Annotated in this window: 22 protein-coding genes; 9 read left to right on the top strand and 13 right to left on the bottom strand. The window is 72.1% G+C overall.

Translation table 11 applies throughout. The annotated features are described in order from the left end of the window. Positions 1–1,254, bottom strand: a complete 1,254-nt coding sequence (locus B0675_RS15840; protein WP_081219469.1) for an ABC transporter ATP-binding protein — start codon at positions 1,252–1,254, stop codon at positions 1–3. A gap of 228 nt (positions 1,255–1,482) precedes the next feature. Next, complete coding sequence (locus B0675_RS15845) at positions 1,483–2,373, bottom strand: hypothetical protein (RefSeq protein ID WP_081219470.1); 891 nt, start codon at positions 2,371–2,373, stop codon at positions 1,483–1,485. Positions 2,374–2,555: 182 nt separating this feature from the next. On the opposite strand from B0675_RS15845, the gene B0675_RS15850 reads away from it, so the two are divergent. Continuing rightward, the gene (locus tag B0675_RS15850; RefSeq protein ID WP_081219471.1) at positions 2,556–3,545 is read left to right on the top strand and encodes a hypothetical protein; all 990 of its coding nucleotides are present in this window, start codon (positions 2,556–2,558) and stop codon (positions 3,543–3,545) included. 21 nt (positions 3,546–3,566) lie between these two features. Here B0675_RS15850 and B0675_RS15855 read toward each other — a convergent pair whose 3' ends face one another. Further along, complete coding sequence (locus tag B0675_RS15855) at positions 3,567–4,613, bottom strand: WYL domain-containing protein (protein ID WP_081219472.1); 1,047 nt, start codon at positions 4,611–4,613, stop codon at positions 3,567–3,569. Positions 4,614–4,703: 90 nt separating this feature from the next. Between B0675_RS15855 and B0675_RS15860 the strand changes: the two genes are divergently transcribed. Then, a complete protein-coding gene (locus tag B0675_RS15860) occupies positions 4,704–5,117 on the top strand; it encodes a VOC family protein (RefSeq protein ID WP_081219473.1) in 414 nt (137 codons plus the stop codon). Here B0675_RS15860 and B0675_RS15865 read toward each other — a convergent pair. The 5 genes from B0675_RS15865 to mce all read right to left on the bottom strand — a co-directional run bounded on the left by B0675_RS15865 (position 5,098) and on the right by mce (position 12,737). Beyond that, positions 5,098–5,868 (bottom strand): ABC transporter permease, encoded by a 771-nt coding sequence (locus B0675_RS15865; RefSeq protein ID WP_081219474.1) that lies wholly within the window; start codon positions 5,866–5,868, stop codon positions 5,098–5,100. The genes B0675_RS15860 and B0675_RS15865 overlap by 20 nt on opposite strands. Before the next feature lies 1 nt (position 5,869). After that, complete coding sequence (locus B0675_RS15870) at positions 5,870–6,931, bottom strand: ABC transporter ATP-binding protein (protein ID WP_081219475.1); 1,062 nt, start codon at positions 6,929–6,931, stop codon at positions 5,870–5,872. 157 nt (positions 6,932–7,088) lie between these two features. Beyond that, the gene (locus B0675_RS15875; protein ID WP_081219476.1) at positions 7,089–8,024 is read right to left on the bottom strand and encodes a cellulose-binding protein; all 936 of its coding nucleotides are present in this window, start codon (positions 8,022–8,024) and stop codon (positions 7,089–7,091) included. A gap of 183 nt (positions 8,025–8,207) precedes the next feature. After that, a complete protein-coding gene (gene scy / locus B0675_RS15880; protein WP_081219477.1) occupies positions 8,208–12,053 on the bottom strand; it encodes a polarized growth protein Scy in 3,846 nt (1,281 codons plus the stop codon). 243 nt (positions 12,054–12,296) lie between these two features. After that, positions 12,297–12,737 carry a methylmalonyl-CoA epimerase gene (gene mce / locus B0675_RS15885; protein WP_081219478.1) on the bottom strand — a complete coding sequence of 147 codons (441 nt, stop codon included), beginning with the start codon at positions 12,735–12,737 and terminating at the stop codon, positions 12,297–12,299. A 148-nt stretch (positions 12,738–12,885) separates the two neighbouring features. On the opposite strand from mce, the gene B0675_RS15890 reads away from it, so the two are divergent. From B0675_RS15890 to B0675_RS15905, 3 genes are all read left to right on the top strand, one after another. Beyond that, the gene (locus tag B0675_RS15890; protein ID WP_081219479.1) at positions 12,886–14,088 is read left to right on the top strand and encodes an acetyl-CoA C-acetyltransferase; all 1,203 of its coding nucleotides are present in this window, start codon (positions 12,886–12,888) and stop codon (positions 14,086–14,088) included. Between the two features lie 38 nt (positions 14,089–14,126). Beyond that, positions 14,127–15,083, top strand: a complete 957-nt coding sequence (meaB, locus tag B0675_RS15895) for a methylmalonyl Co-A mutase-associated GTPase MeaB (RefSeq protein ID WP_081219480.1) — start codon at positions 14,127–14,129, stop codon at positions 15,081–15,083. Positions 15,084–15,322: 239 nt separating this feature from the next. Beyond that, positions 15,323–16,603: an MFS transporter gene (locus B0675_RS15905; RefSeq protein WP_081219482.1), complete on the top strand. Its 1,281-nt coding sequence runs from the start codon at positions 15,323–15,325 to the stop codon at positions 16,601–16,603. A gap of 102 nt (positions 16,604–16,705) precedes the next feature. Here the strand turns inward: B0675_RS15905 and B0675_RS15910 are convergent, their stop codons facing one another. Then, on the bottom strand, positions 16,706–17,599 hold the full coding sequence (locus B0675_RS15910) for a PepSY domain-containing protein (RefSeq protein ID WP_081219483.1): 894 nt from the start codon (positions 17,597–17,599) through the stop codon (positions 16,706–16,708). Positions 17,600–17,761: 162 nt separating this feature from the next. Here B0675_RS15910 and B0675_RS15915 point away from each other — a divergent pair, with 162 nt between their 5' ends. Both B0675_RS15915 and B0675_RS15920 read left to right on the top strand, forming a co-directional pair. Further along, a complete protein-coding gene (locus B0675_RS15915; protein ID WP_081219484.1) occupies positions 17,762–18,424 on the top strand; it encodes a response regulator transcription factor in 663 nt (220 codons plus the stop codon). After that, positions 18,421–20,055, top strand: coding sequence for a HAMP domain-containing sensor histidine kinase (locus tag B0675_RS15920; protein WP_081219485.1), 1,635 nt, complete (start codon positions 18,421–18,423; stop codon positions 20,053–20,055). The genes B0675_RS15915 and B0675_RS15920 overlap by 4 nt, the downstream gene beginning before the upstream one ends. A gap of 133 nt (positions 20,056–20,188) precedes the next feature. Here the strand turns inward: B0675_RS15920 and B0675_RS15925 are convergent, their stop codons facing one another. The 4 genes from B0675_RS15925 to B0675_RS15940 all read right to left on the bottom strand — a co-directional run bounded on the left by B0675_RS15925 (position 20,189) and on the right by B0675_RS15940 (position 22,839). Further along, on the bottom strand, positions 20,189–20,665 hold the full coding sequence (locus B0675_RS15925; RefSeq protein WP_081219486.1) for a MarR family transcriptional regulator: 477 nt from the start codon (positions 20,663–20,665) through the stop codon (positions 20,189–20,191). Positions 20,666–20,757: 92 nt separating this feature from the next. Beyond that, complete coding sequence (locus B0675_RS15930; protein WP_081219487.1) at positions 20,758–21,558, bottom strand: AIM24 family protein; 801 nt, start codon at positions 21,556–21,558, stop codon at positions 20,758–20,760. Next, positions 21,555–22,205, bottom strand: a complete 651-nt coding sequence (locus B0675_RS15935; RefSeq protein ID WP_081219488.1) for an AIM24 family protein — start codon at positions 22,203–22,205, stop codon at positions 21,555–21,557. The genes B0675_RS15930 and B0675_RS15935 overlap by 4 nt, the downstream gene beginning before the upstream one ends. A 1-nt stretch (position 22,206) precedes the next feature. Continuing rightward, a complete protein-coding gene (locus B0675_RS15940) occupies positions 22,207–22,839 on the bottom strand; it encodes an AIM24 family protein (RefSeq protein WP_081221817.1) in 633 nt (210 codons plus the stop codon). A gap of 224 nt (positions 22,840–23,063) precedes the next feature. Between B0675_RS15940 and B0675_RS15945 the strand changes: the two genes are divergently transcribed. Together B0675_RS15945 and B0675_RS15950 are read left to right on the top strand one after the other, a co-directional pair. Next, a complete protein-coding gene (locus B0675_RS15945; protein WP_081219489.1) occupies positions 23,064–23,408 on the top strand; it encodes a DUF3817 domain-containing protein in 345 nt (114 codons plus the stop codon). After that, entirely contained in the window at positions 23,405–23,698 is a 294-nt protein-coding gene (locus B0675_RS15950; protein WP_081219490.1) for an MTH1187 family thiamine-binding protein, read from the top strand. Before B0675_RS15945 ends, B0675_RS15950 begins: the two co-directional genes overlap by 4 nt. The last annotated feature ends 46 nt before the right edge of the window (positions 23,699–23,744 follow it).

Below are 23,744 nucleotides of genomic sequence, written 5' to 3' on the forward strand. Positions count from 1 at the left end.
TCATCGGGCGTCCTCGGGCTTGGTCAGGTCGGCGGCGGGCGCGGGGGCCGGTGCGGGGGCGGGAGCCGGGGTCCCCGCGGGGGCCTGCGGAGCGGCGTACGGGTTGGCGTCCGCGGCACCGGGGGCGGCCGGGGCGCCGTACGGACCGTGGCCCGCGACGGGGGCGGCGTAGGGGCCGGCCTGCGGCTGTCCCTGGGGCATCGCGAAGGGCGGCTGACCGCCGTGCTGGGGCGGCGGCGGGGCGTACCAGCCGGGCTGGCCCTGGCCCGCCACGGGCAGCTGCGGCTGCGGTACGGCGCCGGGCGGGAGCTGCTGCTGGAGTCCGGCCTTCTGGTCGATCGTCGAGCGGTAGTCGACGGCGCCCTGCGTCATCCGCATGTACGCCTCCTCCAGCGAGGCCTGGTGCGGAGACAGCTCCCACAGGCGGACGTCGGCTGAGTGCGCCACGTCGCTGATGCGGGCGAGCGGCAGGCCGGTGATGCGCAGCGCGCCGTCCTGTTCGGGCAGCACCTGGCCGCCGGCCTCGGTGAGCGCGGCGGTCAGCTTCTCGCGCTGCTGCGGCTCGGTGTCCGGCGTGCGCACCCGGGCGAAGTCGGCCGAGTTGTGGGAGATGAAGTCCTTGATGTTCGAGTCGGCGAGGAGCTGGCCGCGGCCGATCACGATGAGGTGGTCGGCGGTCAGCGCCATCTCGCTCATCAGGTGCGAGGAGACGAAGACCGTACGGCCCTCCGCCGCGAGGGACTTCATCAGGTTGCGCACCCAGAGGATGCCCTCGGGGTCGAGACCGTTGACCGGCTCGTCGAAGAGCAGCACCTGGGGGTCGCCGAGGAGCGCGGCGGCGATGCCGAGGCGCTGGCCCATACCGAGCGAGAAGCCCTTGGAGCGCTTCCGGGCCACGTCCTGGAGGCCGACGACGCCGAGCACCTCGTCCACCCGGCGGGCCGGGATGCCCGACAGCTGGGCCAGGCACAGCAGGTGGTTGCGTGCGTGCCGGCCACCGTGCACGGCCTTGGCGTCGAGGAGCGCGCCGACCTGGCGGGGGGCGTTGGGCAGCTTGCGGTAGGGGAAGCCGCCGATCGTCACCTGCCCGGAGCTGGGGTTGTCGAGACCGAGGATCATCCGCATCGTCGTCGACTTGCCGGAGCCGTTGGGCCCGAGGAAGCCGGTGACGGCACCCGGCCGCACCTGGAAGGAAAGGTTGTACACGGCCGTCTTGGCGCCATAGCGCTTCGTCAGGCCGACTGCCTCGATCATGCTCCGCACCCATCGAAAGGTTCAGGACGGCGGGGCGCACGCCCCCGTAAGGCTTAGGAGGATATCCGGGCCCCGACGGTTCCACTCAAGAGAGAGTAAAACCGTGCTGGTCGGAGGGGTAAAGATCCAGGAGGGGCGCCGATTTCGCACGGCTGTCCTGTCAGGTACCCGTCGTCCCTGGTCGGCCGGGAAAGGGGAACCGGCGCCTCCTGATCGGTGGCCGGATCGTCAGGGGCCCGGCGGCAGCGAGTCCGCCAGGGGCGGCAGGTCGTCGTACAGCCGCAGCTCGGCCGAATCGTCCACGTACGGCAGGAAGTCGGTCTGCGGCAGCACCCAGCCCTCCTCGCCGAAGATCAGCGTGCCCCGCTCGCGCAGCGCCTTGTCGGCGCCCGCACTCCGCACCCAGGCGGCGGGGTCCGGGCCGAGCAGATCACGCAGCCGTGCCGAGGAGGCGAGCAGCGAGGCCAGCAGCGCGGACTGGTCGCCGCCGCCCGGCCGGGGCCGCCCGCTGTCCGGGTCCGCGAGCACACCGTGCGCGCTGAAGTAGATGTACGCGCCGCCGAGGCGCTCCCCGGACGGCATCGTCATCGTGAACGTGTCGCCCGGGAGTATCGCCCGCCGGTAGTCCGGGAACTCGGTGTCGTCGACCGCTTTGAGCTGCGTCGAGTCCAGCCAGGTCACCACCAGCGTCGTCTCGGCCGCCCGGTCGACGTACGGCGTCCCCGCCACGTAGCCCGCCGGACTGATGTGCCCCGAGCAGCCCACGCCGATGCCGTGCACCCGCACCGGGACCATCGGCACCGTCGCCGGGATGCCGAGCCGGGTCAGCTTGTGCGCGACCTGCCCGGGGGAGGCGTTCGACCCGACCGCGATCACCGGGTGCCGGCGGCCGGTGCCGACCTGCCCCAGATCGGCGAGGGCCTCGTCGAGGCGCTGCTGCTCCTGTCGCTCCTCCACCCACCACTCGCCGAGCCGCAGCGGCCGCACGTCCAGCTGCAGCAGCTCGCCGCCGGTCAGCAGCGACGGCTCGGTGGTGGGCCGGCCGGGATAGGTGAGGGGTTTCTTCGCGGGCACGTCGTCCAGGCCCAGCGCCTCAAGGCTTCGGTCCTTCGTCGTCACGGTGACGCCCTTCGGGGGGTGGTCGCGCGAATACGGGCACAGCCTTTCACGCGATGTCTACCCGGGACGGGGCCCGGTCTCCCCGACACAGCGGGGTTGGTGAGAACCGGCACCGGGAATCATGCCGTCCCCATTGTACGAGGGGACCCGAAGTCGGTTATGGGGGAAGCAAGTTGAGGCTCATGGGACGCGAGGTGCGGTGGCCGGGACGGCCCGCCGACACCCGCACACATCCGCGCTACCGCACGTCCGTTCGTTGGTGGATCGCGGGCCGCACCGTCCACGCCCTGCTCCTGATGACCCTCGGCGCCCTGGCCGGGCTCTCCGTGCTCATCGCGACGGCGTGGACGCTCACCGAGCACTCGCCGCGCTCCATGGCGGACCGGTTCTCGAACGAGGAGGCGCTCCTGGACCTCAGCCTCACCGTGCTGCGCGCCTGCGTCGGCACCGACAACCTCGAACCCGAACCGGACAGCACCGCGCACCAGACGCTCGCCACGGTCGCGTCCGTCACCGGCGCGCTGGTGCCCGCCGTGCTGCTCGGCATCGTCCTGATCAAGATGTTCGCGCTGCGGCCCTTCGTCTGGCGGCGGCGGGCCAGCATCTCGCACGCCTGGACCGCCGACTTCCCGGGCTACTCGCGGACCAACGCGAACAGCGACGACGCGATCATCGCCGTCCGGTTCTACAACCGCTTCGACAACCTCTCGGTCGTCGACCTGCGGGCCCGCGCGCACCTGCGCTATCTCGAACGCTCCCCGCACGACGGCAGCCTCGTCATCTACAAGCAGTGGCTGAAGGTCCTGGACGCGCAGGGCGAGCCGGCCGAGGAGCGCAGCTGGCTCGCGGTGGAGCGCGGGGCGCCCTTCACCGTGTGGATACCGGTCGAGGCGCCGGTGGGGGAGCTGCCGTTCCGGCGGATCCAGGGCAAGGACCTGGAGGGCTCGCACGGTGTGAAGCTCCTGGTCCGGCTGACCGCGCGGACGGTGGGCCTCGGCACCGAGGTCGCCGACGAGCGCTGGTTCGACCTGGAGGGCGGCGACTTCGAACTGGGCCGGTTCGTGCCGCTGCAGCCGGACCTCGACAAAGACGTGTGGCACTGGGAGGGCTGGACGGAGTTCGACGGCCTGACCGGGTCCCGGCCCGACGGCGACGGGACCGGAGCCGCGTAGGCGCGCCGTTCCGCCGGCCCCTCAGGACTGGCGGGCGCGGCGCGCGAACCGGTCCGCGAGCGCGACGACCAGCTCGCGCAACTCGTCGGGACGCTCGACGACGAACGGCAGATCGAGCGCGGCGAGCACCGGCGGCAGCCAGTCGAGCCGCTCGGCCCGTATCTCCACCCGCAGCCAGGGCGGACCGTCGGACGCGTCGGGCCCGTCGGACCCATCCGGTTCGCGGGCGTCGGTGGGTTCCGGGGCGGGGGAGGGCGACCCGGTGCTCGGAAGCGCCGTCACGCTCGCGACGCTCGCCGGGAGGCGTGTGCGGATCTGCTCGGCCGTGCCGCGGATCCGCAGCGTCACCTCGTGGCGGTAGGGGGCCGTGGCGAACCCCGACAGCACCCGCCGCGCCGGGTCGGGGCCCTCGATCGCCTCGAACGATCCGGGCAGGAGGCGCGCGTCGGCGACACGGTCCAGCCGGAAGGTCCGGTCCTCCCCGATGCCGGGGTCCCGGCCGGTGACGTACCAGCGGCCCGCGTGCGCCACGACGCCCTGCGGGTGCAGGGTGCGGTCGCCGCGCCGGCCCTCCCGGTCGGTGTACCGGATCGCCACCGGACGGCGGTGGCGGACCGCGTCGGCCAGCGTGAGCAGGATCCCCGCGTCCGGGGCGGCGGACTCGCCGGCCGGCTCCGTGAAGGCGAGGGACTCCAGGACCGCGTCGACGCGGGAGGCCAGCGGGCGGGGAAGCACCCGACGGATCTTCGCCGCCGCGGTCTCGCCCGCGGTGGCGGTCGCCGTCGTCAGCCCCGTGCGCCGGCCCGCGACCAGGCCGAGCAGGACGGCGACGGCCTCGTCCTCGCCGAGCATGAGCGGCGGCAGCCGGTGGCCGGGGCCGAGCCGGTAGCCGCCGTAGCGGCCGCGCACGGCTTCGACCGGCACGTCCAGGTCGATCAGATGGTCCACGTAGCGCCGCACGGTCCGTCCGTCGACGCCGAGCCGTTCCGCGAGTTCGGCGATCGTCCGGGTGCCGCCCGACTGGAGCAGCTCCAGGAGGGTGAGCACACGGCCGGTGGGTCGGGACATGCTCCGAGCCTAACCCCGATAGTGGACCGATTCTGTCCGGTATCGGGTCTAGCGTGCGCAGGGCACGGCACACCGATCCAGGAGAACGTCATGAACCTCGTATCGCTCCGCGTCATCACCGACGACGTCGCCCGCCTCGTCGCGTTCTACGAGAAGGTCACCGGCCTGCCGGCGACCTGGTCCACCGAGCAGTTCGCCGAACTGGCGACCCCCGGCGCCACCCTGGCCATCGCGGGCACGGCCACCGTCCCGCTGTTCGCGCCGGGCTCCTCCCGCCCCGCCGACAACCACAGCGCGATCATCGAGTTCCTGGTCGACGACGTGGACCGGGTCTACGCGCACCTGAAGGGCTTCGTCACCGACTTCGTCAACGAGCCCACCATCCTGCCGTGGGGCAACCGCTCGCTGCTGTTCCGCGACCCCGACGGCAACCTCGTCAACTTCTTCACCCCGGTCACCGCGGCCGCGATCGAGAAGTTCGGGACTACGCGTCCCGCTTCTTGAGCAGCGCGTATCCGCCGATCAGCGCCACGACCACCCACAGCACCATGATCCCGAGGCCGCCCCAGGGGCCGTAGGGGGTGTCGTCGTCGAGCGGGGTGACCACCCGCAGGATCCTGCTGCCGGCCTGGTCGGGGAGGTACTGGCCGACCTTCTTCGTCGCCGACACCGCGCCCAGGATGTTGGAGATCAGGAAGAAGAACGGCATCAGGATGCCCAGCGAGAGCATCGGGCTGCGCAGCATCGTCGCGATGCCCATGGAGAACATGGCGATGAGCGTGAAGTAGAGCCCGCCGCCGAGCACCGCGCGCAGCACACCCGGGTCGCCGATCGTCGCCTTGTGCGAACCGAGGGCGGCCTGGCCGAGGAAGAAGGTGACGAAGCTGGTGATCATGCCGACGGCGAGGGCGAGAACGGTCGCCACCGCGACCTTGCTGAAGAGGAACGTGCCGCGCTGCGGGACCGCGGCGAGCGAGGTGCGGATCATGCCGGTGCTGTACTCGTTGCCGACCACCAGCACGCCGAAGACGATGATCGCGAGCTGACCGAGGGTCATGCCCGCGAAGCTGATGAAGGTCGGGTCGAAGGACAGCTGGTCCCGTGTGCTCATGTTGTCGAACTCGTTCTTCGACAGCAGCGAGATGAGGAATCCCAGCGCGATCGTGACGACCGCCGCGAGACTGAGCGTCCACACCGTGGACGACACGGAGCGGATCTTCGTCCACTCGGACCTGAGGACCTGGGTGGCCGCCATGTCAGCCCTTCTTCCAGTCGCTGCCCCACTGCGGGGCCGGGGGCGGGCTCGGTGGCGTCTGGGGGCCGGGTGGGGGCGGCCGAACCCCGCGCGGGTCCTGCGGGTCCCCCGCCCCGAATCCGCCGGGCTGCCCGAGCGGGTGCTGCGGTCCGGGTGCGTCGGTGTGCGCGTGGTACTCCACCGACTCCGCCGTCAGCTGCATGAACGCCTCCTCCAGTGACGCCTGCTGCGGGCTCAGTTCGTGCAGCGTGATCTGGTGCCGGGCGGCCAGCTCGCCGATCTGCTCCGGGTCCCCGCCGTCCACTTCGAGGGGACCGCCGCCGGTCTCGACGACGGTGACGCCCGCGCCGTGCAGCACGTCGAGCAGCCTTTCCCGCTGCGGGGTGCGGATCCGTACGAAGGAGCGCGAGTTCTGACGGATGAAGTCGGCCATCGAGGTGTCGGCGAGGAGCCTGCCCTGGCCGATGACGACGAGGTGGTCCGCGGTCAGCGCCATCTCACTCATCAGGTGGGAGGAGACGAAGACCGTACGGCCCTGAGTGGCGAGGGACTTCATCAGGTTGCGGATCCAGTGGATGCCCTCGGGGTCGAGACCGTTGACCGGCTCGTCGAACATCAGGATCCGAGGATCGCCGAGGAGCGCGCCCGCGATGCCGAGCCGCTGGCCCATGCCCAGCGAGAACCCCTTCGCCTTCTTCTTCGCGACCCCGGTGAGACCGACGGTGTCGAGGACCTCGTGGACCCGGGCCGTCGGGATGCCGTTGCTCTGGGCGAGACACAGCAGATGGTTGAAGGCACTGCGGCCGCCGTGCATGGCCTTCGCGTCGAGCAGCGCCCCGATGTACTTCAGGGGGTCCTTCAACCGGTCGTAGTGCTGCCCGTCGACCCGTACGTCGCCCGAGGTGGGCCGGTCGAGCCCCAGCATCATCCGCATCGTCGTGGACTTGCCCGCACCGTTCGGGCCGAGGAAGCCGGTCACGATGCCCGGTCTCACGGCGAAGGTCAGGTTGTTCACCGCCACCTTGTCGCCGTACCGCTTGGTCAGCCCCTCGAGCTCGATCATGCCGCCACGCTAAGACGGCCCCCCGGCGGCTGCCACCCGAGAACCGCGTCCGCCCGAGGGCCGCACGCACCGGCCGACCTGACGGACCGTACGACAAGGCCCGCACCCTCGATGAGGGAGCGGGCCCTGGTGTCGTACCCCTGTCGGTACCGCGTGCCTACCGGGACTGCTGCGCCGGAACCCCACGCGAGATCGGCTCGTCCTCCGCCGGCGTGCTCGCGGCGGCCACCGCGGCGCCCGTGAGCGTCGCGAGCATCTCGCGGACGTTCGTGAGCTGCGCGTTGATCGAGTCGCGACGGTTGGTCAGGGCGGCCAGCTCGCGCTCGGACTCCGAACGGATGCGGTCGGCCTTCGCGTTCGCGTCGGCGACGATGTCCTCGGCCTGACGCTGGGCCGTCTCCACCGTCTGACGGGCGCGGCGCTCGGCGTCCGTCCGCAGTTTCTCGGCCTCCAGGCGGAGCTGCTCCGCGCGGTGCTCGATCTCCGCGAGACGCTTCTCGGCCTTGGCCTGACGGGACGCCAGGTCACGCTCGGACTGCTCACGGCGCTTGGCGAGGTTCGTCTCGAAGTCCGCGGCGGCCTGGGCGGCCTTGGCGCGGGTCTCCTCGAAGAGGGCGTCCGCCTCCTCCCGCTTCGACTGCGCGTCCTTCTGCGCCTCGGAACGCAGCTGCGAGGCGTCGCTCTTGGCCTTCTCGACGATCCGGACGCCCTCGTCCTCCGCCTTGGACTTGCGGTCCGCAGCGAACGATTCTGCGTCGTTGCGCACCTGCTGAGCCGCCGACTCGGCGAGCTCGCGGTGCTGCTCGGACGCGCGACGGGCCTCCTCGCGCAGGTCCTTGGCCTCCTCCTCGGCGAGGCGGAGGATCTTCTCGACACGCGCGCCGAGACCGGCGTACGACGGCTCGGCGTCGCTGACCTGGGCCTGGGCGTTCTGCGTCTCGAGGTGGAGCTCCTCGATGCGCTTTTCAAGGGCGGTGATACGGGCCAGAGCGCTGTCACGGTCGGAGACGAGCTTCGAAATGCGTTCGTCCACCTGAGCGCGGTCGTACCCACGCCGCACAAGCTCGAAGCCGTAGGGGGAAGTGTCGCTCATGGGGTTCCTGTCGAATGAGACCGGTGAGGTGATAGGTGGAATCCTAGGGGTCAAAGCGGTGTGTCATCGAGCGGATACGTGTTTGATCTGGAGAATGACACTCCTTTTGGGTGGCTAGCTGCCGGATGGCTTGCCAGACCCCGTACCAAAGGTCCGCCCAAAGCACGGAATGGGTGGTTCTGGCTAGCTCTCCGACGACTTGCCACCCGATCGGGGCGCCCCCACCGTCGCACCCGCCTTGACGCCGCCGTCCTTGCCGCCCGGCGCCTCGAAGGACTCCAACGCCTCCAGGACGTCCTGGACACGGGAGATCTCCGCGTTGATGTCCTCCCGCCGGCGCACCAGCACCTCCAGGTCCCGCTTGCCCTCCTCGACGGCCGCCTTGGCCTCCTGGATGGCCTCGGACCTGATCTTCTCGGCCTCGGCGATGACGGACGTCTTCTTCTGCTCGGCCTCCTTCAGGAGACCCTCCGCCTTCCGCACCGCCGCGATCCGCACCTTGCTGGCCTCGGAGTTCGCCTCGGACACCAGATCCTTGGCCTTCGCCTCCGACTCCGCGAGCTGGTCCTCGGCGGCCTTGATGAGCGCGTCGCACCGGTCGCCCGCGTTCTTCATCGCCTCGGCCGACTCGCGGCGGGCCCGCTCGTGCAGCTCCTCGATCTCCGAGGTGATGCGGTCGCGCAGCTCCTCCGCCCGTTCCCGGATCGCGGTGGCGTCCCGGCGCGCGCCGATCAGCAGCTCGTCCGCGTCCGTCCGCGACCGCTCGACCAGGGTGTTGCCCTCGACGGTCGCCTCCGAGACGAGCCGCTCGGCCTCGCCCCGCGCCACACCGACCATCGTGTCGGCCTGCGACTCGGCGTCCGCCGTCGTCTTCTGCGCGCTCTGCTGGGCCTCCGCGAGCAGCTTGTCCGCCTCGGACGCCGTCTCGGAGATGAGCGTGTCGACCTGCTCGGCGGCCTCGGAGCGCCGCTTGTTGGCCTCCTGCCGGGCCTCGTCGAGGGTCCGCTCGGCCTCCTCGCGCGCCGACGACGTGACCCGCTCGGCCTCCTCCGCCGCCCGTGCCCTGACCCGCTCCGCCTCCGACCGCACCCGCTCGGCGTGCTGCTGCGCGGAACCGACCGTCTCCGCGGCCTCCGCGCGCAGCCGCTCCGCGTCACCGGTCGCGTCCTCGATGAGCCGCTCCGCCTTGGTGACCGACTCGGTGCGGACCCGCTCGGCCTCCGCCGCGGTCTCCGTCTGCAGCCGCTCGGCCTCCGACGCCGCCTCGGTGATGAGGGTGTCCGCCTGCGTCGCCGCGTCCGAACGGATCCGGTTCGCGTCCTCCCGGGCGTCCGCACGCGTCCGCGAGGCGTCCTGCTCCGCGTTGGCGATGGCGTCGGACGCCTCCGTCCGCACCCGCTGCGCGTGCTCCGAGGCGTCCGACCGCAGCCGCTCCGCCTCGGCGATCGCCTCGGCCACCGTGCGCTCCGCGAGCGCGCCGGCCGCCCCGGTCTCCTCGGCGGCCTCCCGCCGCAGCCGCGACGCGTCCTCCGACGCCCGCTCCCGCTCGGCGTACGCGTCGGCGCGGACCTGGTCCGCCTCCTCCTGCGCCTCCGTGCGCGTGCGCTCCGCCGCGTGCTCGGCGGCCGACCGCAGCCCGGTGATCTCCTCCTGGGCCTGCTCGTGCAGCCCCGCCACCGCGTCCCGCACCTGCTGCGCGGTCTGCTCGGCGCTGGAGACCATCTCGTTCGCCCGCCGGTCGGCCTCCTCGACCAGCCGTACGGCCTCGGTCTGGGCCTCCTCGACGCGCTTGCGCGCCGAGGCGAGCAGCTCCTCGCTCTGTTCGCGGGCCCGCTCGCGCTCCTGGTCGGCCTCCTGGCGCGCCGAACCGAGGGTCTCCTCGGCCTCGCGGCGCCGCCGTGCGGCCTCCTCCTGCGCGGCGGCCAGCGTCTCGGCACCCTCGGCGGCCAGCCGCTCGGCCGCGGCCTGCGCCTCGGTCCGTACCCGGTCCGCGCTCTCCTGCGCCTCCGACTTCAGCCGCTCGGCCTCCGCGGCCGCCTCGGACCGCAGCCGCACGGCGATGGTCTCGCCCTCGGCGCGGGACGCCGACGCGTCCGCCGCCGCCTCGTCGCGCAGCCGCTCGGCCTCCGCCTCGGCCTGCGCCTGGAGGGTCCGGATCCGTTCCGCGGCCTCCGACCGCAGCCGCTCCGTCTCCTCGACCGCCTCCCGGCGGATCCGCTCGGCCTCGGCACGCGCGTCCGTCAGCGCCTGCTCGGCGGCCGTCAGCCGTTCCTCGGCCTCCGTGTGCAGCCGCGCGAGACCCTCGGCGGCCTCGGCCTGGCGGGCCTCTATGGCCCGCTCCGTCTCCTCGCGCTGCCGCTCGGCGGCCCGCTCCGCGTCCGCGGTGATCGTCTCGGCCTGCTCGACGGCGTCCGCGCGGTGCCGCTCGGCCTCCGCGCGGGTCCGCTCCAGCGTCTCCTCGGCCTGCCGGCGCAGCCCGGTCGCCCGCTCGATCGCCTCGGTACGGACCTTCTCGCTGTCCGTCGTGGCGGCCTGCCGCAGCTCGTCCGCGTCGGCCTTCGCCTTGGCGAGCAGCTCCTCGGCGGTCCGCGCCGCCTCCTCGATCTGCTGGACGGCCTCGCGCCGGGCCTCCGCACGGATGCGCTCTCCCTCGGCGACCGCGTCGGACCGCAGCTGCTCGGCGTCACCGCGCAGCCGCCGCGCCTCCTCCTGCAGTTCGACCGTCTTGGCGCGGTACTCCTTGGTGTCGTCCTTCGCCGTGCCCTTGAGTTCCTCGGCGATGTCGTGCGCCTCGGCCCGCAGCCGGTCGGCCTCGGTCTCCGCCTCCGTGCGGATCCGCTCGGCCTCCTCGGACGCCGCCTTCGTCGTCCGCTTGGCCTCCTCGGACGCCTTGTTCAGGACGTCCTCGGCGGTCCGGGCGGCCTTCGCGAGCTGCGAGGCGGTCTCCTCGGCCGTGAGGCTGCGCGCGCTCTCCTCGGCCTCCGCGACGATCGTCTCGGCCTTCGTCCGCGCGTCCTCGACGAGCTGCTCTGCCTCCGCCTTGGTGGACTCGGCCTCCTTCGTCGCCTCGCTGACCAGCCGGGCGACCTGCTCCTTCGCCGTCCGCGTGCGCTGCTCATTGGCCGACTCGGCGGCGGACAGCGTCTTGGCGGCCGCCTCCTTGGCCTCGGACAGCACCTTGTCCGCCTCGGACTGCGCCTCGCGAAGCCGCGTCTCGGCGGAGCTCATCCGCTGCTCGGCGGCCCGGCTCAGCTCGGTGGCCTGCCGGCGGGCGTTGTCCGACTCGCTCGCCGTGGAGCTGCGCAGCTGCTCGGCGTGGTCGGTGGCCTCCTGCGCCTGCGTCGACGCCGCGTTCAGCAGCCGCTCGGCGTCCGTACGGGCCCGGCGCAGCAGCGCCTCCGCCTCGGCGCGGGCGGCCTCGGCGTCGGTCGTGAGCCGCTGACGGGCCTCCGAGGCGACGCGCTCGGCCTCGGCGCGGGCGGCGGCCAGCGCCTGCTCGGCCTCGGCGCGCGACTCCTCCAGGAGCCGGCGGGCCTGCGACTCGGAGCGGGCCCGCAACTGCTCGGCCCACGCGACGTTCTCGTTGACGTGCGACTCGACGGTCTGGCGGCGCTCGGCGAGTTCCTGGTCGAGCTGCTGGCGGCGGGTGACCGCCTCCTGGTGCAACTCGGCCTGCAGCCGGGCCGCCTGCTCGGCGTGCTCCTGCAGGATGCGCTGCGTCTGCGCGCGCGCCTGGCTGATCTCCCGCTCGGCGTCCGTCCGCAGCTGGTCGGCCTGCATCTGGGCGTTACGGAGCAGCTGTTCGGCCTGATAGCCGATGTCCGCCCCGTCGTAGGCAGGACGGGTCGCCAGACTGCGGCGCGCCTCGTGCAGCTTGGCGCGCAGCACCTCGACCTGATAGCCGAGATCCTCGGCGTGCTGGACGGCCTTCTCCCGCTCGGTCTTCAGCCGTTCCATCTCGGCCTCGAACCGAGAGAGGTGGTCGACGTCAGCCGCCGGCTCTCGCTCCTGGCGTTCGTAGCCCCGCACTGCGCGGTCCCATCCGTCCCCTGGTCGAAAGTCTTTCCGAACAAGCTCCGTCCATCCGCTGAACGGGGCCCCCGGGGAATGGTGTCAGATCAACGGCGGAGCACGGGCTGCTGCCCCGACGCTCGCCCCCCGAAACCTGGACCCCGGCCCTTGGTCCCGCACGCCCGCAGACGGACAGGACCCCGGCCGTCCCCCGTGAAGGCGACGGCCGCCCCCAACCCTACCGGCCCAGATATACGGAGGTCAGTGCTCAGGTGACTCAACCGTCGCCGAAGTGACCAGTTCTGTCAGGACTCCATGACAATCCTTGGGGTGGAGGAAGGTGATCCGGGATCCCATCGATCCGGTCCGGGGCTCGTCGTACAGCACTCGGACGCCCTTGTTCCGGATGTCGGCGGCGTCGCCGTCGACATCCGCGGTGCCGAAGGCGATGTGGTGCACGCCCTCGCCGTTCTTCGCCAGCCACTTCCCGACGGCCGAGTCCTCCCGGGTCGGTTCCAGCAACTGGAGGTAGGAGGCACCCCCGTCGGACGTCTCGTTGATCTTGAGCATGGCCTCCCGGACGCCCTGCTCCTCGTTGACCTCGGTGTGGAACACCTCGAAGCCGTACGTCGCACGGTAGAACTCGACAGTCGTGTCGAGGTCGAAACAGGCGATCCCGATGTGGTCGATTCGCGTCAGCATGCTGCCAGTGCAGCGCCCCCGGCGTGGTTACGCAACGTGCGCGCGATCACACTGCGGGCCGGATGACGCATGGCCTACCGCTCAGTACATTCTCAGTAAACCCTCGTTCACTCCTCGGCTGTGCAAGCCGGTAAGGGGATCGCACCTCATGTCTGGAACGAACAGCACGACCTCGGTGATCGTCGCGGGCGCCCGGACGCCCATGGGACGGTTGCTGGGCTCGCTGAAGTCCTTCTCCGGGGCCGACCTCGGAGGATTCGCGATCAAGGCCGCCCTCGACCGTGCGGGCATCGGCGGCGACCAGGTGCAGTACGTGATCATGGGCCAGGTGCTCCAGGCCGGGGCAGGGCAGATCCCGGCACGCCAGGCCGCCGTCAAGGCGGGCATCCCCATGAGCGTCCCGGCCCTCACCATCAACAAGGTGTGCCTGTCCGGCCTCGACGCCATCGCCCTCGCGGACCAGCTGATCCGCGCCGGCGAGTTCGACGTCGTCGTCGCGGGCGGCCAGGAATCCATGACAAACGCCCCGCACCTGCTCCCGAAGTCCCGCGAGGGATACAAGTACGGCGCCATCGAGATGCTCGACGCCATGGCGTACGACGGGCTGACCGACGCCTTCGAGAACATCGCGATGGGCGAGTCCACCGAGAAGCACAACACCCGCCTCGGCATCCAGCGCCCCGAGCAGGACGAGATCGCCGCCCTGTCCCACCAGCGCGCGGCCGCAGCCCAGAAGAACGGCGTCTTCGAGGCCGAGATCACCCCGGTGGAGATCCCGCAGCGCAAGGGCGAGCCCGTCGTCTTCAGCAAGGACGAGGGCATCCGCGCCGAGACCACCGCCGAGTCCCTCGGCCGGCTGCGTCCCGCCTTCACCAAGGACGGCACCATCACCGCCGGCAGCGCCTCCCAGATCTCGGACGGCGCCGCCGCCGTGGTCGTGATGAGCAAGGCCAAGGCGCTGGAGCTGGGCCTGGAGTGGATCGCCGAGATCGGCGCCCACGGCAACGTGGCGGGCCCGGACAACTCCCTCCAGTCGCAGCCCTCGAACGCGATCCTGCACGCCCTGAAGAAGGAGGGCCTGGAGGCCGGCGACCTCGATCTGATCGAGATCAACGAAGCCTTCGCGGCGGTCGCGGTGCAGTCGATGAAGGACCTCGGGGTCACCACCGACAAGGTGAACGTGAACGGCGGGGCCATCGCCCTCGGCCACCCGATCGGCATGTCCGGGGCCCGTCTCGTCCTGCACCTCGCCCTCGAACTGAAGCGCCGCGGCGGCGGCGTCGGCGCGGCCGCCCTGTGCGGAGGCGGCGGTCAGGGTGACGCGCTGATCGTGCGGGTAGCCAAGGCCTGACACGCGTTCCACCCTGATCTCTCGTGAACGGAGCTGTGATGCAGGACGTCTCCTCGCTGGTGTCCCAGGCCAGAGAAGGGCGACCGCGGGCGGTGGCCCGGCTGATCTCCCTGGTGGAGGGCGCGGCACCGCAGCTCCGTGAGGTCATGGCGGCCCTGGCCCCGCTCACCGGCAACGCCTACGTGGTCGGGCTCACCGGATCGCCCGGCGTCGGCAAGTCCACGTCGACGTCGGCGCTGGTGACCGCCTACCGGCGGCAGGGCAAGCGGGTCGGTGTCCTCGCCGTCGACCCGTCCTCGCCGTTCTCCGGCGGCGCGCTGCTCGGCGACCGCGTCCGCATGTCCGACCACTCCTCCGACCCGGGCGTCTACATCCGCTCCATGGCCACCCGCGGCCACCTCGGCGGACTCGCCTGGTCGGCCCCGCAGGCGATCCGGGTCCTCGACGCGGCGGGCTGCGACGTGATCCTCGTGGAGACCGTCGGCGTCGGCCAGTCGGAGGTCGAGATCGCCCGTCAGGCCGACACCTCGGTCGTCCTGCTGGCCCCCGGCATGGGCGACGGCATCCAGGCCGCCAAGGCCGGAATCCTGGAGATCGGCGACGTCTACGTCGTCAACAAGGCCGACCGCGACGGCGCCGACGCCACCGCACGCGAGCTGAACCACATGCTCGGCCTCGGTGAGTCCCGCGGCCCGGGTGCCTGGCGCCCCCCGATCGTCAAGACGGTCGCCGCCCGCTCGGAGGGCATCGACGAGGTGGTCGAGGCCCTGGAGAAGCACCGGGCGTGGATGGAGGAGCACGGGGTCCTCGCCGAACGCCGGCTCGCCCGGGCGTCCCAGGAGGTCGAGACGATCGCCGTCACGACCCTGCGCCGGCGCATCGGCGACCTGCACGGAGACCGCCGCCTCAGCGCCCTCGCCGAACGCATCGTCGCCGGCGAACTGGACCCCTACCGCGCGGCGGACACCCTCGTCGAGGGTCTCACGGAGAGCTGACCCCGCTCGGGGCGGGCACCTCGCTCCCGCCCGGCGGGAAGTCCCGCGGCGCCCGCCCCATGACGCGGCGCGGCCGGGAACCCCCTGGCCGACTCCCCGCGCCCGCTGTTACGTTGAGCGCATGTTCCTCCTCCTGGCATAGGGCCCGCCCAGGCCCGCGACGCACGGCAGCACCGAGGCTGCGGCGTCGCGGCACTCCGGCGTCCCCTTTCCCGCCTCGCAGCTGAGGAACCACACCCATGTCCGGGTCATCCCCGCGGCCTTCGTACGCCGCGCTCTTCCGCATCCCGCACGCCCGCCGCACCTTCGCCGCCGCCCTGACCGGCCGCCTCTCGTACGGCCTCGTCTCGCTGGCCATGATGCTCAGCACCACCCACGCCACCGGCTCGTACGCCGTGGCCGGCACCGTCATGGCCCTGTTCGGCGCGGCCGGCGTGTTCCTCTCGCCCGCCCGGGCGGCCCTCATCGACCGGCACGGTGCCCGCCGCGCCCTGATCCCCATGGCCTCGCTGTACGCGGGCCTGCTCACCGCCTTCGCGGCGACCGCGTGGCGACCCGGCGCACCGGCCCTCGCGATCGGCGCGCTGGCCGTCGCCGCGGGCACCTGCACCCCGCCCCTCGGCCCCACGATGCGCACGGTGTGGAGCCGACTCGTCCCCGACGAGAAGCTGTTGCAGCGCGCGTACAGCCTGGACGGCGTCCTGGAAGAGGTCCTCTTCGTCTCCGGGCCGCTGCTCGTCGGCGCGGTCGTCCAGTGGGCGCCGCCCGCCGCCGCCGTCGTGCTGAGCGCCTTGCTGGTCTGGGCGGGAACCCTGGCGTTCGTGCTGTCCCCGGCCGTCGCGGGGGTCCGTCCGGCCAAGGCCGGAGCGGGCCGGGGCGAACGCCGACGGCGGGACGGCCGGGCCCTCGCCCAGCCCGTCGTCGTCGCGCTCGGTGTCGGTCTGTCCCTCGGCGCCGTCGACCTCCTGGTCCTGGCGTTCGCCGGACAACACCACCACGGGGCCGACACGGTGGCGTGGGTGCTCGCCGCCCTGTCGCTGGGCAGCGCCCTCGGCGGGCTGCTCAACGGCGCCGTCGACTGGCGGCTGTCGCCGGGCGCTCGACTGCCCCTGACGGCCGGCGGCCTGGGCCTCGCCCTGCTCGCCGCCGCGTTCGCCCCGGACCTCGGCACCCTGACCGTGGCCGTCGCCTGCGCGGGCTTCTTCGTCGCCCCGGCCCTCACCACGTCCTACCTGATCGCGGACGCCGCTGCCTCACCGGGCTTCCGTACCCAGGCCGGTGCCTGGGTCAACACCGCGGTGAACGCGGGGAGTTCGGGCGGCGCGGCCGGGGTGGGCGTGCTGGTGGGCCAGGTGTCCCTGGGCTGGTGCTTCGCGATCTCGGGGGCGGTGTCCCTGACGGCGGCGCTCGTCGCCCTGCGCGCGGCACCTACGACAGCACCCGCGGTGCGCCCGACAGCCAGGGCGTCGGCGGCCGAGGGAGAGGCCACCCCGGAGGACGCCGCACCCAGCCGCCTCTGACCGGCCGGGCGCGGGGCGGTCGTCGGACAGCCGGCAGGGCCGGGCGGGGGCGATCCCGTGTACGTCGCCCCCGCCCGGCCCGGCCGATCCCCGGCCTTCCGGTCAGTCGTCGTCCGAGCCGTGTCCCGAGCCGTGTCCCGAGTCGTCGTCCGAGCTGTCGTCCGAGCCGTGTCGTCCGTGGTGCTCCGGTCCGTCGTCCGAGCCGTGTCCGGCGCCGTGACGCTCGCGCCCGGTGTGCCCGGCGCCGTCGTCCGAACCGCGGGCCGCCCCGTCGTCCGAGCCGCGCTCACGCCCCGTACGGTCGTCCGGGGCGTGCGTGGCGCCCGTACGGTCGTCGTCGGCGTCGTGAGCGGCCCGGTCGTCGCTCCGGTCGTCCGCCCGGTCGTCCGTGCGGTCGTCCGACCTGCGGTCGGCGGTGATCCGGGTCGTGTCGAGGCCGACCCGCCACTCCTGCTCGACGCCGTTCGACGTCACGGTCTCCACCTTCCAGGCGGGCGTCCCGCGATCCACGTCGAGGTCGATCTCCGTGACCCTGCCCTTGGCGGCGGCGGCCCGGGCGGCCTCGGCGGCCGAGACGGACGTCCCGTCCAGCGCGGCGCGCACCCGGGCCGCGTCGTCCTCGTGGTCGGTCCGCGAACCGAGCACCGTACCGGCGGCGGGGGAGACCCGTACGTCGTGCCAGGTGCCGTCGCGGCCGACGACCTCGACCTCCCAGACCACGGCACCGTTCTCGTCGTCCAGTTCGGCGCCGACGGCGGTGCCCGGAGTGTGCTCCAGGGCGCGGGCGATGGCGTCCTGCGCCGTCACCGCCTTGCCGCCCGCCCCGTTCGTTCCCTCGACGGCCTTGTCGTCCCGGCGGTCGTCCGCCCCCGGCTGTCCGCTCGACCGCGTGGTGGGCGCCGTCGAGCCGTCGCCCGTGACGGCGAGGGACGTCGCCGTGCCCCCGGCGATCAGAGCCGCGGCCGCGACCGTGGCGATGACGATGTTGCGCTTCATGGAAAGCCCTCCCGAAGTCCACTGGTTCACGCTGTCCCGTCCCGGACGCTCCGCCACAAGCGGTGCGGCCGGGACGACGTGGACCAATCTGCGGGACGGACGCTGAAGGCAGCCTGAAGGAACCTGAAGCCGTCTTCAGCTTCGGTTTGCGACCCTGTCTCCATGCGCCTGTTGATCGTGGAGGACGAGAAGCGGCTCGCCCTGTCGCTGGCCGCGGGCCTGCGGGCCGAGGGCTACGCCGTGGACGTCGTGCACGACGGCCTGGAAGGCCTGCACCTGGCCGCGGGGGGAGGCTACGACCTCGTCGTCCTCGACATCATGCTGCCCGGCATGAACGGCTACCGCGTGTGCGCCGCGCTCCGCGCCGGCGGACACGACGTCCCGATCCTGATGCTCACCGCCAAGGACGGCGAGTACGACGAGGCCGAGGGGCTCGACACCGGCGCCGACGACTACCTGACGAAGCCGTTCTCGTACGTGGTCCTCGTCGCCCGGATCAAGGCGCTGCTGCGCCGCCGCGGACAGGCCGGAGCGTCCCCCGTGCACGTCCTCGGGCCGATCCGCGTCGACACCGCCGCCCGCCGCGTGCTGCGCGACGGGGACGAAGTCGCCCTCACCACCAAGGAGTTCTCGGTCCTCGAACACCTTGTCCTGCGGGCCGGCGAGGTCGTCTCCAAGGCCGACATCCTCGAACACGTCTGGGACTTCGCCTACGACGGCGACCCCAACATCGTCGAGGTGTACGTCAGCGCGCTGCGCCGCAAACTCGGCGCCGAACTCATCCGGACCGTACGTGGCGCCGGATACCGCCTGGAAGCGCGGTGAGGCGGCTGTTCGGTTCCGTACGGGCCAAGGCGACCCTCGGGGCCACCCTGGTCGTCGCCGTCGTGCTGGTCGTCGCGGGCGCCGCCGTGCTCCTCTCGCTGCGCGCGGACCTCGTCGGCCAGGCGAACGCGCAGGCGGACACGGCGGCCCGCCACGTGGCCTCGCAACTCGCCGCGGGCATCGCCTACAAGGACCTGGAACTCGGCGACGCCGAGGAACACCCCGTCCAGGTCGCCGACGAGGAGGGACGTCTCGTCGCCGCGAGCGACGACCTGGAGCGCGTCAGCGGCACCGGGGTCACCGCCGTCCGGCCGGTCCCCGCACCCTCCCCGTCCACCTCCACCTCCACCTCGCCCTCCGCCTCCCCGCGCCCCTCTCCCTCGGCGAGCGCGACGGACGACGACGCCGAGGACGACGACAGCGGAGACGACGGCCGCGGGCGGGGCCGGGGCGGCGGCAGCGGCGACAGCGGCGGCAAGGGCAGTGGCAGGAGCGCCGGAAGCGACGACGACGACAGCGACGCCGGCGACGACAGCGACAGCGGGAAGGGGAAGGGGAGCGGCGACGACAGCGGTGGGGACGACGACGATCCCGCCGTCGGGCAGATCTCCGAGGACGTGCACACCGGCCAGGGCACCGCCACCGTCGACGGTCACCCCGCGGACTACCGGTTCGCCGCCGTCGAGGTCACCACCCCGCAGGACGTCACCCTCACCGTCTGGGCCGGCGCACCCCTCGCAGCCGAACAGGGCGCCGTCCGCACGGCCCTCACCTCCATGCTGATCGGCCTCCCCCTCCTCCTCGGCACGGTCGCCGCGGTGACCTGGCGGGTGACCCGGCGCGCACTGCGCCCCGTCGAGGGCATCCGCGGCGAGATGGCCGCCATCACCGCCTCCCAGGACCTCGCACGCCGCGTCCCCGTCCCGGACTCGCACGACGAGGTCGCCCGGCTCGCCCGGACCACCAACGAGACGCTGTCCGCGCTGGAGGAGTCGGTGGAACGGCAGCGCCGGTTCGTCGCCGACGCCTCGCACGAACTGCGCAGCCCCATCGCCTCGTTGCGCACCCAGCTGGAAGTGGGCGCCGCCCATCCGGAACTGCTCGACGTGGCGGGCGCCGTCGAGGACACCGTACGGCTGCAACGGCTCGCCGCGGACCTGCTGCTGCTCGCCCGGCTGGACGCGGGGGAGCGGCCCGCCGACGGACGCTTCGACCTGGGCGCCCTCGCGGCCGAGGAAGCCGAACGCAGGACCGGGATCTCCGTGACGGCCGAGGACGGGGTCGAGGTGCCGGGGTCCCGCGGTCAGGTGGCGCGGGTGCTGGCCAACCTCCTGGACAATGCCCGGCGCCATGCCCGGGACCGGGTCGAGGTGCGGGTCCGGGCCGACGGCCGGTGGGCGGAGCTGAGCGTCGCCGACGACGGTGACGGCGTCCCCGCCGGTCAGCGGGAGCGGGTCTTCGAGCGGTTCGTACGCCTCGACGACGCCCGCAGCCGGGACGACGGCGGCGCCGGCCTCGGCCTCGCGATCGCCCGGGACGTGGCCGTACGGCACGGCGGAACCCTCACCCTCGGCGAGGCGCCCTCCGGCGGAGCGCTGTTCGTGCTCAGGCTGCCGCGCACGGCTCCCTGAAGGCCGGACATCCACGGACTGCCCGGGCCTGACCGCGGTTTCCCGCGGTGTGCCCGAGGCGCCCCACGGAAAAGCCGCAGCGCACTCGTGGCGAGTGCGCTGCGGCCCTGTTCCCAGCTCCCCGGCGGGAGTCCTACGGCTTGCCGCGCTGTCCGCGCAGGTGCTCGGCGATCGGCCGCAGGGACTTGTGCAGGTCCTCCAGCGCCTCGGGCGACAGCAGGTCGATGAAGTGCCTGCGCACCGAGGCGACGTGGTGCGGGGAGACCTTCTTCATGGTCTCCATGCCGTGCTCGGTGAGGACCGCGTACAGCCCCCGCCGGTCGGACTCGCAGTTCTCGCGGCGCACCAGGTCGGCGCTCTCCATCCGCGTGACCTGGTGCGAGAGTCGGCTCTTGGACTGGAGGGTGGCGGACGCCAGGTCACTCATCCGCATACGGTCGCCCTCCGACTCGGAGAGGTTCACCAGAATCTCGTAGTCGTTCATCGTCAGCCCGAACGGCTGAAGATCCCTTTCGAGCTGGTACGTCAACAGCCTGTTGACCTCCAGGTGGGTGCGCCAGGCGCACTGCTCCGCATCGGTCAGCCAGCGCGTGGCCGTCTCGGTCTCCATAAATGAAGTCTACCTAAAATGTTGAAAGGCGAACTAGTGAGGGTGGTGTGACGGTGCGCACGCGTTCGATGTCACACTCCGCAGACTACCGCTCACAGCCCGAAGCGACGCTGGAGGTCTCCCAGCTGTCCGGGAAGGCGCGGTGCCCCGGACTGCTGCCCGTACTGACCTTGGACCCCGCCCGCACCCGGCACTCCGGCCTGCTGCGGGACCGCTCCCGTCGCCTGCTCCGCCATCAGGATCTCGGTCGACTGGAGCAGCACCGTACCCGCCCCCACGAACTCGAACTGGTGCTCCTCGCCGGACGCCCCGCCGAGGCCCGTCATCGCACGTAGACCGCCCATCACGCCTGTCATGTACCCATGGTCGTAGTGGTGGCACGGGGAGGGGCAGTCCGCCCATCCGACGAGGGCCTGCGGGTCCACCCGGATCGGGGGTTCCATGAACACCACCGGGCCGTTCGACGCGGCCACGAACTTGCCTGTTCCGATCAGTGTCAGAAAGCCCGGCACGATCGACTGCTTCAGCGCGAGACTTGGCTGAAAAGCGAGCAAGTTGCCAGAGCGAATGGTCAAGTTGCCGTCGTCCAGGTCGTACGAATTCACGTCGAAGGCCCGGTCGGCGAGCAGCATCTTGCCCGAGCCCTCCGCCACGACCCAGTCGCTCGCGTGCAGAGGCGAATGGAACGACGTACGCACCAGACGGTCCAGACGGCCGTGCCCGATCCCGTTGAACTCCATCGTCCCGTAGTAGGCGATCATCTTGCCCTTCTGCAGGAACCACTGGCTCCCCTTGAGTTCCACGCAGAAGGTGTAGTTGTTCACGTTGTCGTCGACCGGCAGCGACATCGGATCGTGGATCACCGGGCCGCCCGGGACTCCGTACCCGCTCACAGTTTCTCCTCCGAGGCCTGCACGAACACCGAACCGCTGCCGCTCAGCTCCAGCTGGAACGCCTCGCCCGAACCGCGCCCCACCATGTCCCGCCATCCCAGCGCCGTCGACAGCTTGTTCCGCACGTCCCCGTGATGCGCCACGTACGCCTGCGGATCGACGTGCACCGGACGCTGCGGAGTGATCGGCACCTCGAACACACCGCCGTGCGCCATCACCGCCACCGCGCCGTGCCCCTTCAACGTCGTCGTGAACAGCCCCTGACCCGTCACCTGGCCCCGGACCATCCCCATCACGCCGCCCTGCGAGCCCAGGAACATCGTCCCCTGCTGCAACGCGCCGTCGAACGCCAGCAACCGGTCCGCCTCCACGTACAACGTGTCCCCGGACAGCTCGATCACCTGCACGTGATGACCGCCGTGCCCGAACAGCACGGTCCCCGCCCCCTCCACCGTCATCAGCGGAGTCGCCTCGTTCGCCAGGCGGCGGCCGATCATCGACATCACACCGCCCTGGCCACCCTGGACGTTCGGCGTGAACGACACCTCGCCCCGGTACGCCAGCATCGCGCCCCGCTGACTGAACAGCCGCTGCCCCGGCACGACCGTCGCCTCGACCACCTTCGAGTTCACCTCGCGGAACGGCATCTCACACATCCCCCGCGATCGTGTTCCGCTCACTGGGCTGCACGTACACCAGACCGTCACCCTCGAAGCGCATCTGGAACGCCTCGCCGCCGCCCTCGCCGAGCAGCGTGCGGAACGTCACACCGGACTGCAGCGACTGCCGCACGTTCCCCTGATGCGCGATGTACGCGCCCGGGTCCACCGTCAGCGGATACTGCGCGCTCACCCGCAGCACCACGGCCGGCCCGTCCGACGTGATCGCCGCCTGGCCGTGCCCCTCGACCGTCGTCGTGAACAACCCGTTGCCCTGCGAGGCGCCCCGCAGGCCGGTGAACGTCGTCCCCGTGCGCAGGCCCGCGTCCGTCGCCAGCAGATTGCTCGACTCGACGTACAGCTTGTCGCCCTGAAGCCCCACCAGATTGATCTCCGAGGCGCGGTCCGCGAACCAGCACGTCCCGTGCCCCCTCACCTCCATCACCGTCATCTGCTCGCCGGTCAGGCGGCGGGTGACCATCCCCCGGACCCCCTCACCGCCCCCGCTCAGCTTCTTGAAGGCCATCTGGCCGTCGTACGCGACCATCGAGCCGTTCTTCGCCTTCACGGCGTCCCCGGTCACATCGACGGCCAGCACCTTGCTGCCTTGAAGTCGAAACATCGCCACGAAGCGACGGTAGCCCCAGCGTGCCGCCGCCGACAGAGTCTCCGGGAGGATCCCACCCCCGAGTGGCCCCCGAGGGGATCGCCGGACCCCCCGCCCGAGCACCCACCCGGACCCTGGGACCGGCCGCCCGCCCCCGGATGCCACAATGGGCACGACGCTTGTGCTTGCGTTCACAAAGCAGCGTCGCCCGCCAGCGAAACTCCCACCGAAGGTGACCCGTGGACATAAAGACCGCCACCGCACTCCGCCGCCTCCGCCTGGTCTCGGCCCCCGAAGCCGTGTCCTTCCTGCTGCTGCTCGTCTGCTCGGTGCTGAAGCGGACCACGGACTTCAACGCCGTCCCCGTCATGGGCGCGATCCACGGTGTCCTCTTCATCCTCTACGTGATCTTCTGGGCCGACGCCTGGAACCGGGCCCGCTGGAGCGCCGGCACCGGCATCCTCTACTTCGTCCTCTCCGTCCTGCCCACGGGCGGCTTCTTCGCCGAGCGCAAGCTCAAGCACGAGGCCGAGAACGCGGTCATCGCCTCCCGCGCCCGTCAGGAAGGGATCGTCAACGCATGATCGTCGCCTTCTCCGTGACACCGCTCGGCGTCGGTGAGGACGTCGGGGAGTACGTCGCCGACGCCGTCCGCGTCGTCCGCGAGTCCGGCCTTCCCCACCGCACCGACGCGATGTTCACCTCCGTCGAGGGCGACTGGGACGAGGTCATGGCCGTCGTCAAACGCGCCGTCGCCGTCGTCGAGGAACGCGCGCCGCGCGTCTCCCTCGTCCTCAAGGCCGACATCCGACCCGGCGTCACCGACGGACTCACCAGCAAGGTCGAAACCGTCGAACGGCACCTGTCCGCCTGACGGCGCCTCACCTCGGCACCCGAGAACCCCGGTCCCCAGGACCGGG

The sequence above is a fragment of the Streptomyces sp. M41(2017) genome, from assembly GCF_002078175.1.
Classification (GTDB): Bacteria; Actinomycetota; Actinomycetes; order Streptomycetales; family Streptomycetaceae; genus Streptomyces.

Coding starts and splice junctions, on each gene's coding strand:
- B0675_RS15850 (WP_081219471.1), top strand. CDS start 2,556: ATGGGACGCGAGGTGCGGTGGCCGGGACGGCCCGCCGACACCCGCACA.
- B0675_RS15870 (WP_081219475.1), bottom strand. CDS start 6,931: ATGATCGAGCTCGAGGGGCTGACCAAGCGGTACGGCGACAAGGTGGCG.
- mce (WP_081219478.1), bottom strand. CDS start 12,737: ATGCTGACGCGAATCGACCACATCGGGATCGCCTGTTTCGACCTCGAC.
- B0675_RS15860 (WP_081219473.1), top strand. CDS start 4,704: ATGAACCTCGTATCGCTCCGCGTCATCACCGACGACGTCGCCCGCCTC.
- B0675_RS15855 (WP_081219472.1), bottom strand. CDS start 4,613: ATGTCCCGACCCACCGGCCGTGTGCTCACCCTCCTGGAGCTGCTCCAG.
- B0675_RS15940 (WP_081221817.1), bottom strand. CDS start 22,839: ATGTTTCGACTTCAAGGCAGCAAGGTGCTGGCCGTCGATGTGACCGGG.
- B0675_RS15875 (WP_081219476.1), bottom strand. CDS start 8,024: ATGAGCGACACTTCCCCCTACGGCTTCGAGCTTGTGCGGCGTGGGTAC.
- B0675_RS15890 (WP_081219479.1), top strand. CDS start 12,886: ATGTCTGGAACGAACAGCACGACCTCGGTGATCGTCGCGGGCGCCCGG.
- B0675_RS15925 (WP_081219486.1), bottom strand. CDS start 20,665: ATGGAGACCGAGACGGCCACGCGCTGGCTGACCGATGCGGAGCAGTGC.
- meaB (WP_081219480.1), top strand. CDS start 14,127: ATGCAGGACGTCTCCTCGCTGGTGTCCCAGGCCAGAGAAGGGCGACCG.
- B0675_RS15840 (WP_081219469.1), bottom strand. CDS start 1,254: ATGATCGAGGCAGTCGGCCTGACGAAGCGCTATGGCGCCAAGACGGCC.
- B0675_RS15865 (WP_081219474.1), bottom strand. CDS start 5,868: ATGGCGGCCACCCAGGTCCTCAGGTCCGAGTGGACGAAGATCCGCTCC.
- B0675_RS15915 (WP_081219484.1), top strand. CDS start 17,762: ATGCGCCTGTTGATCGTGGAGGACGAGAAGCGGCTCGCCCTGTCGCTG.
- B0675_RS15905 (WP_081219482.1), top strand. CDS start 15,323: ATGTCCGGGTCATCCCCGCGGCCTTCGTACGCCGCGCTCTTCCGCATC.
- B0675_RS15910 (WP_081219483.1), bottom strand. CDS start 17,599: ATGAAGCGCAACATCGTCATCGCCACGGTCGCGGCCGCGGCTCTGATC.
- B0675_RS15950 (WP_081219490.1), top strand. CDS start 23,405: ATGATCGTCGCCTTCTCCGTGACACCGCTCGGCGTCGGTGAGGACGTC.
- B0675_RS15935 (WP_081219488.1), bottom strand. CDS start 22,205: ATGCCGTTCCGCGAGGTGAACTCGAAGGTGGTCGAGGCGACGGTCGTG.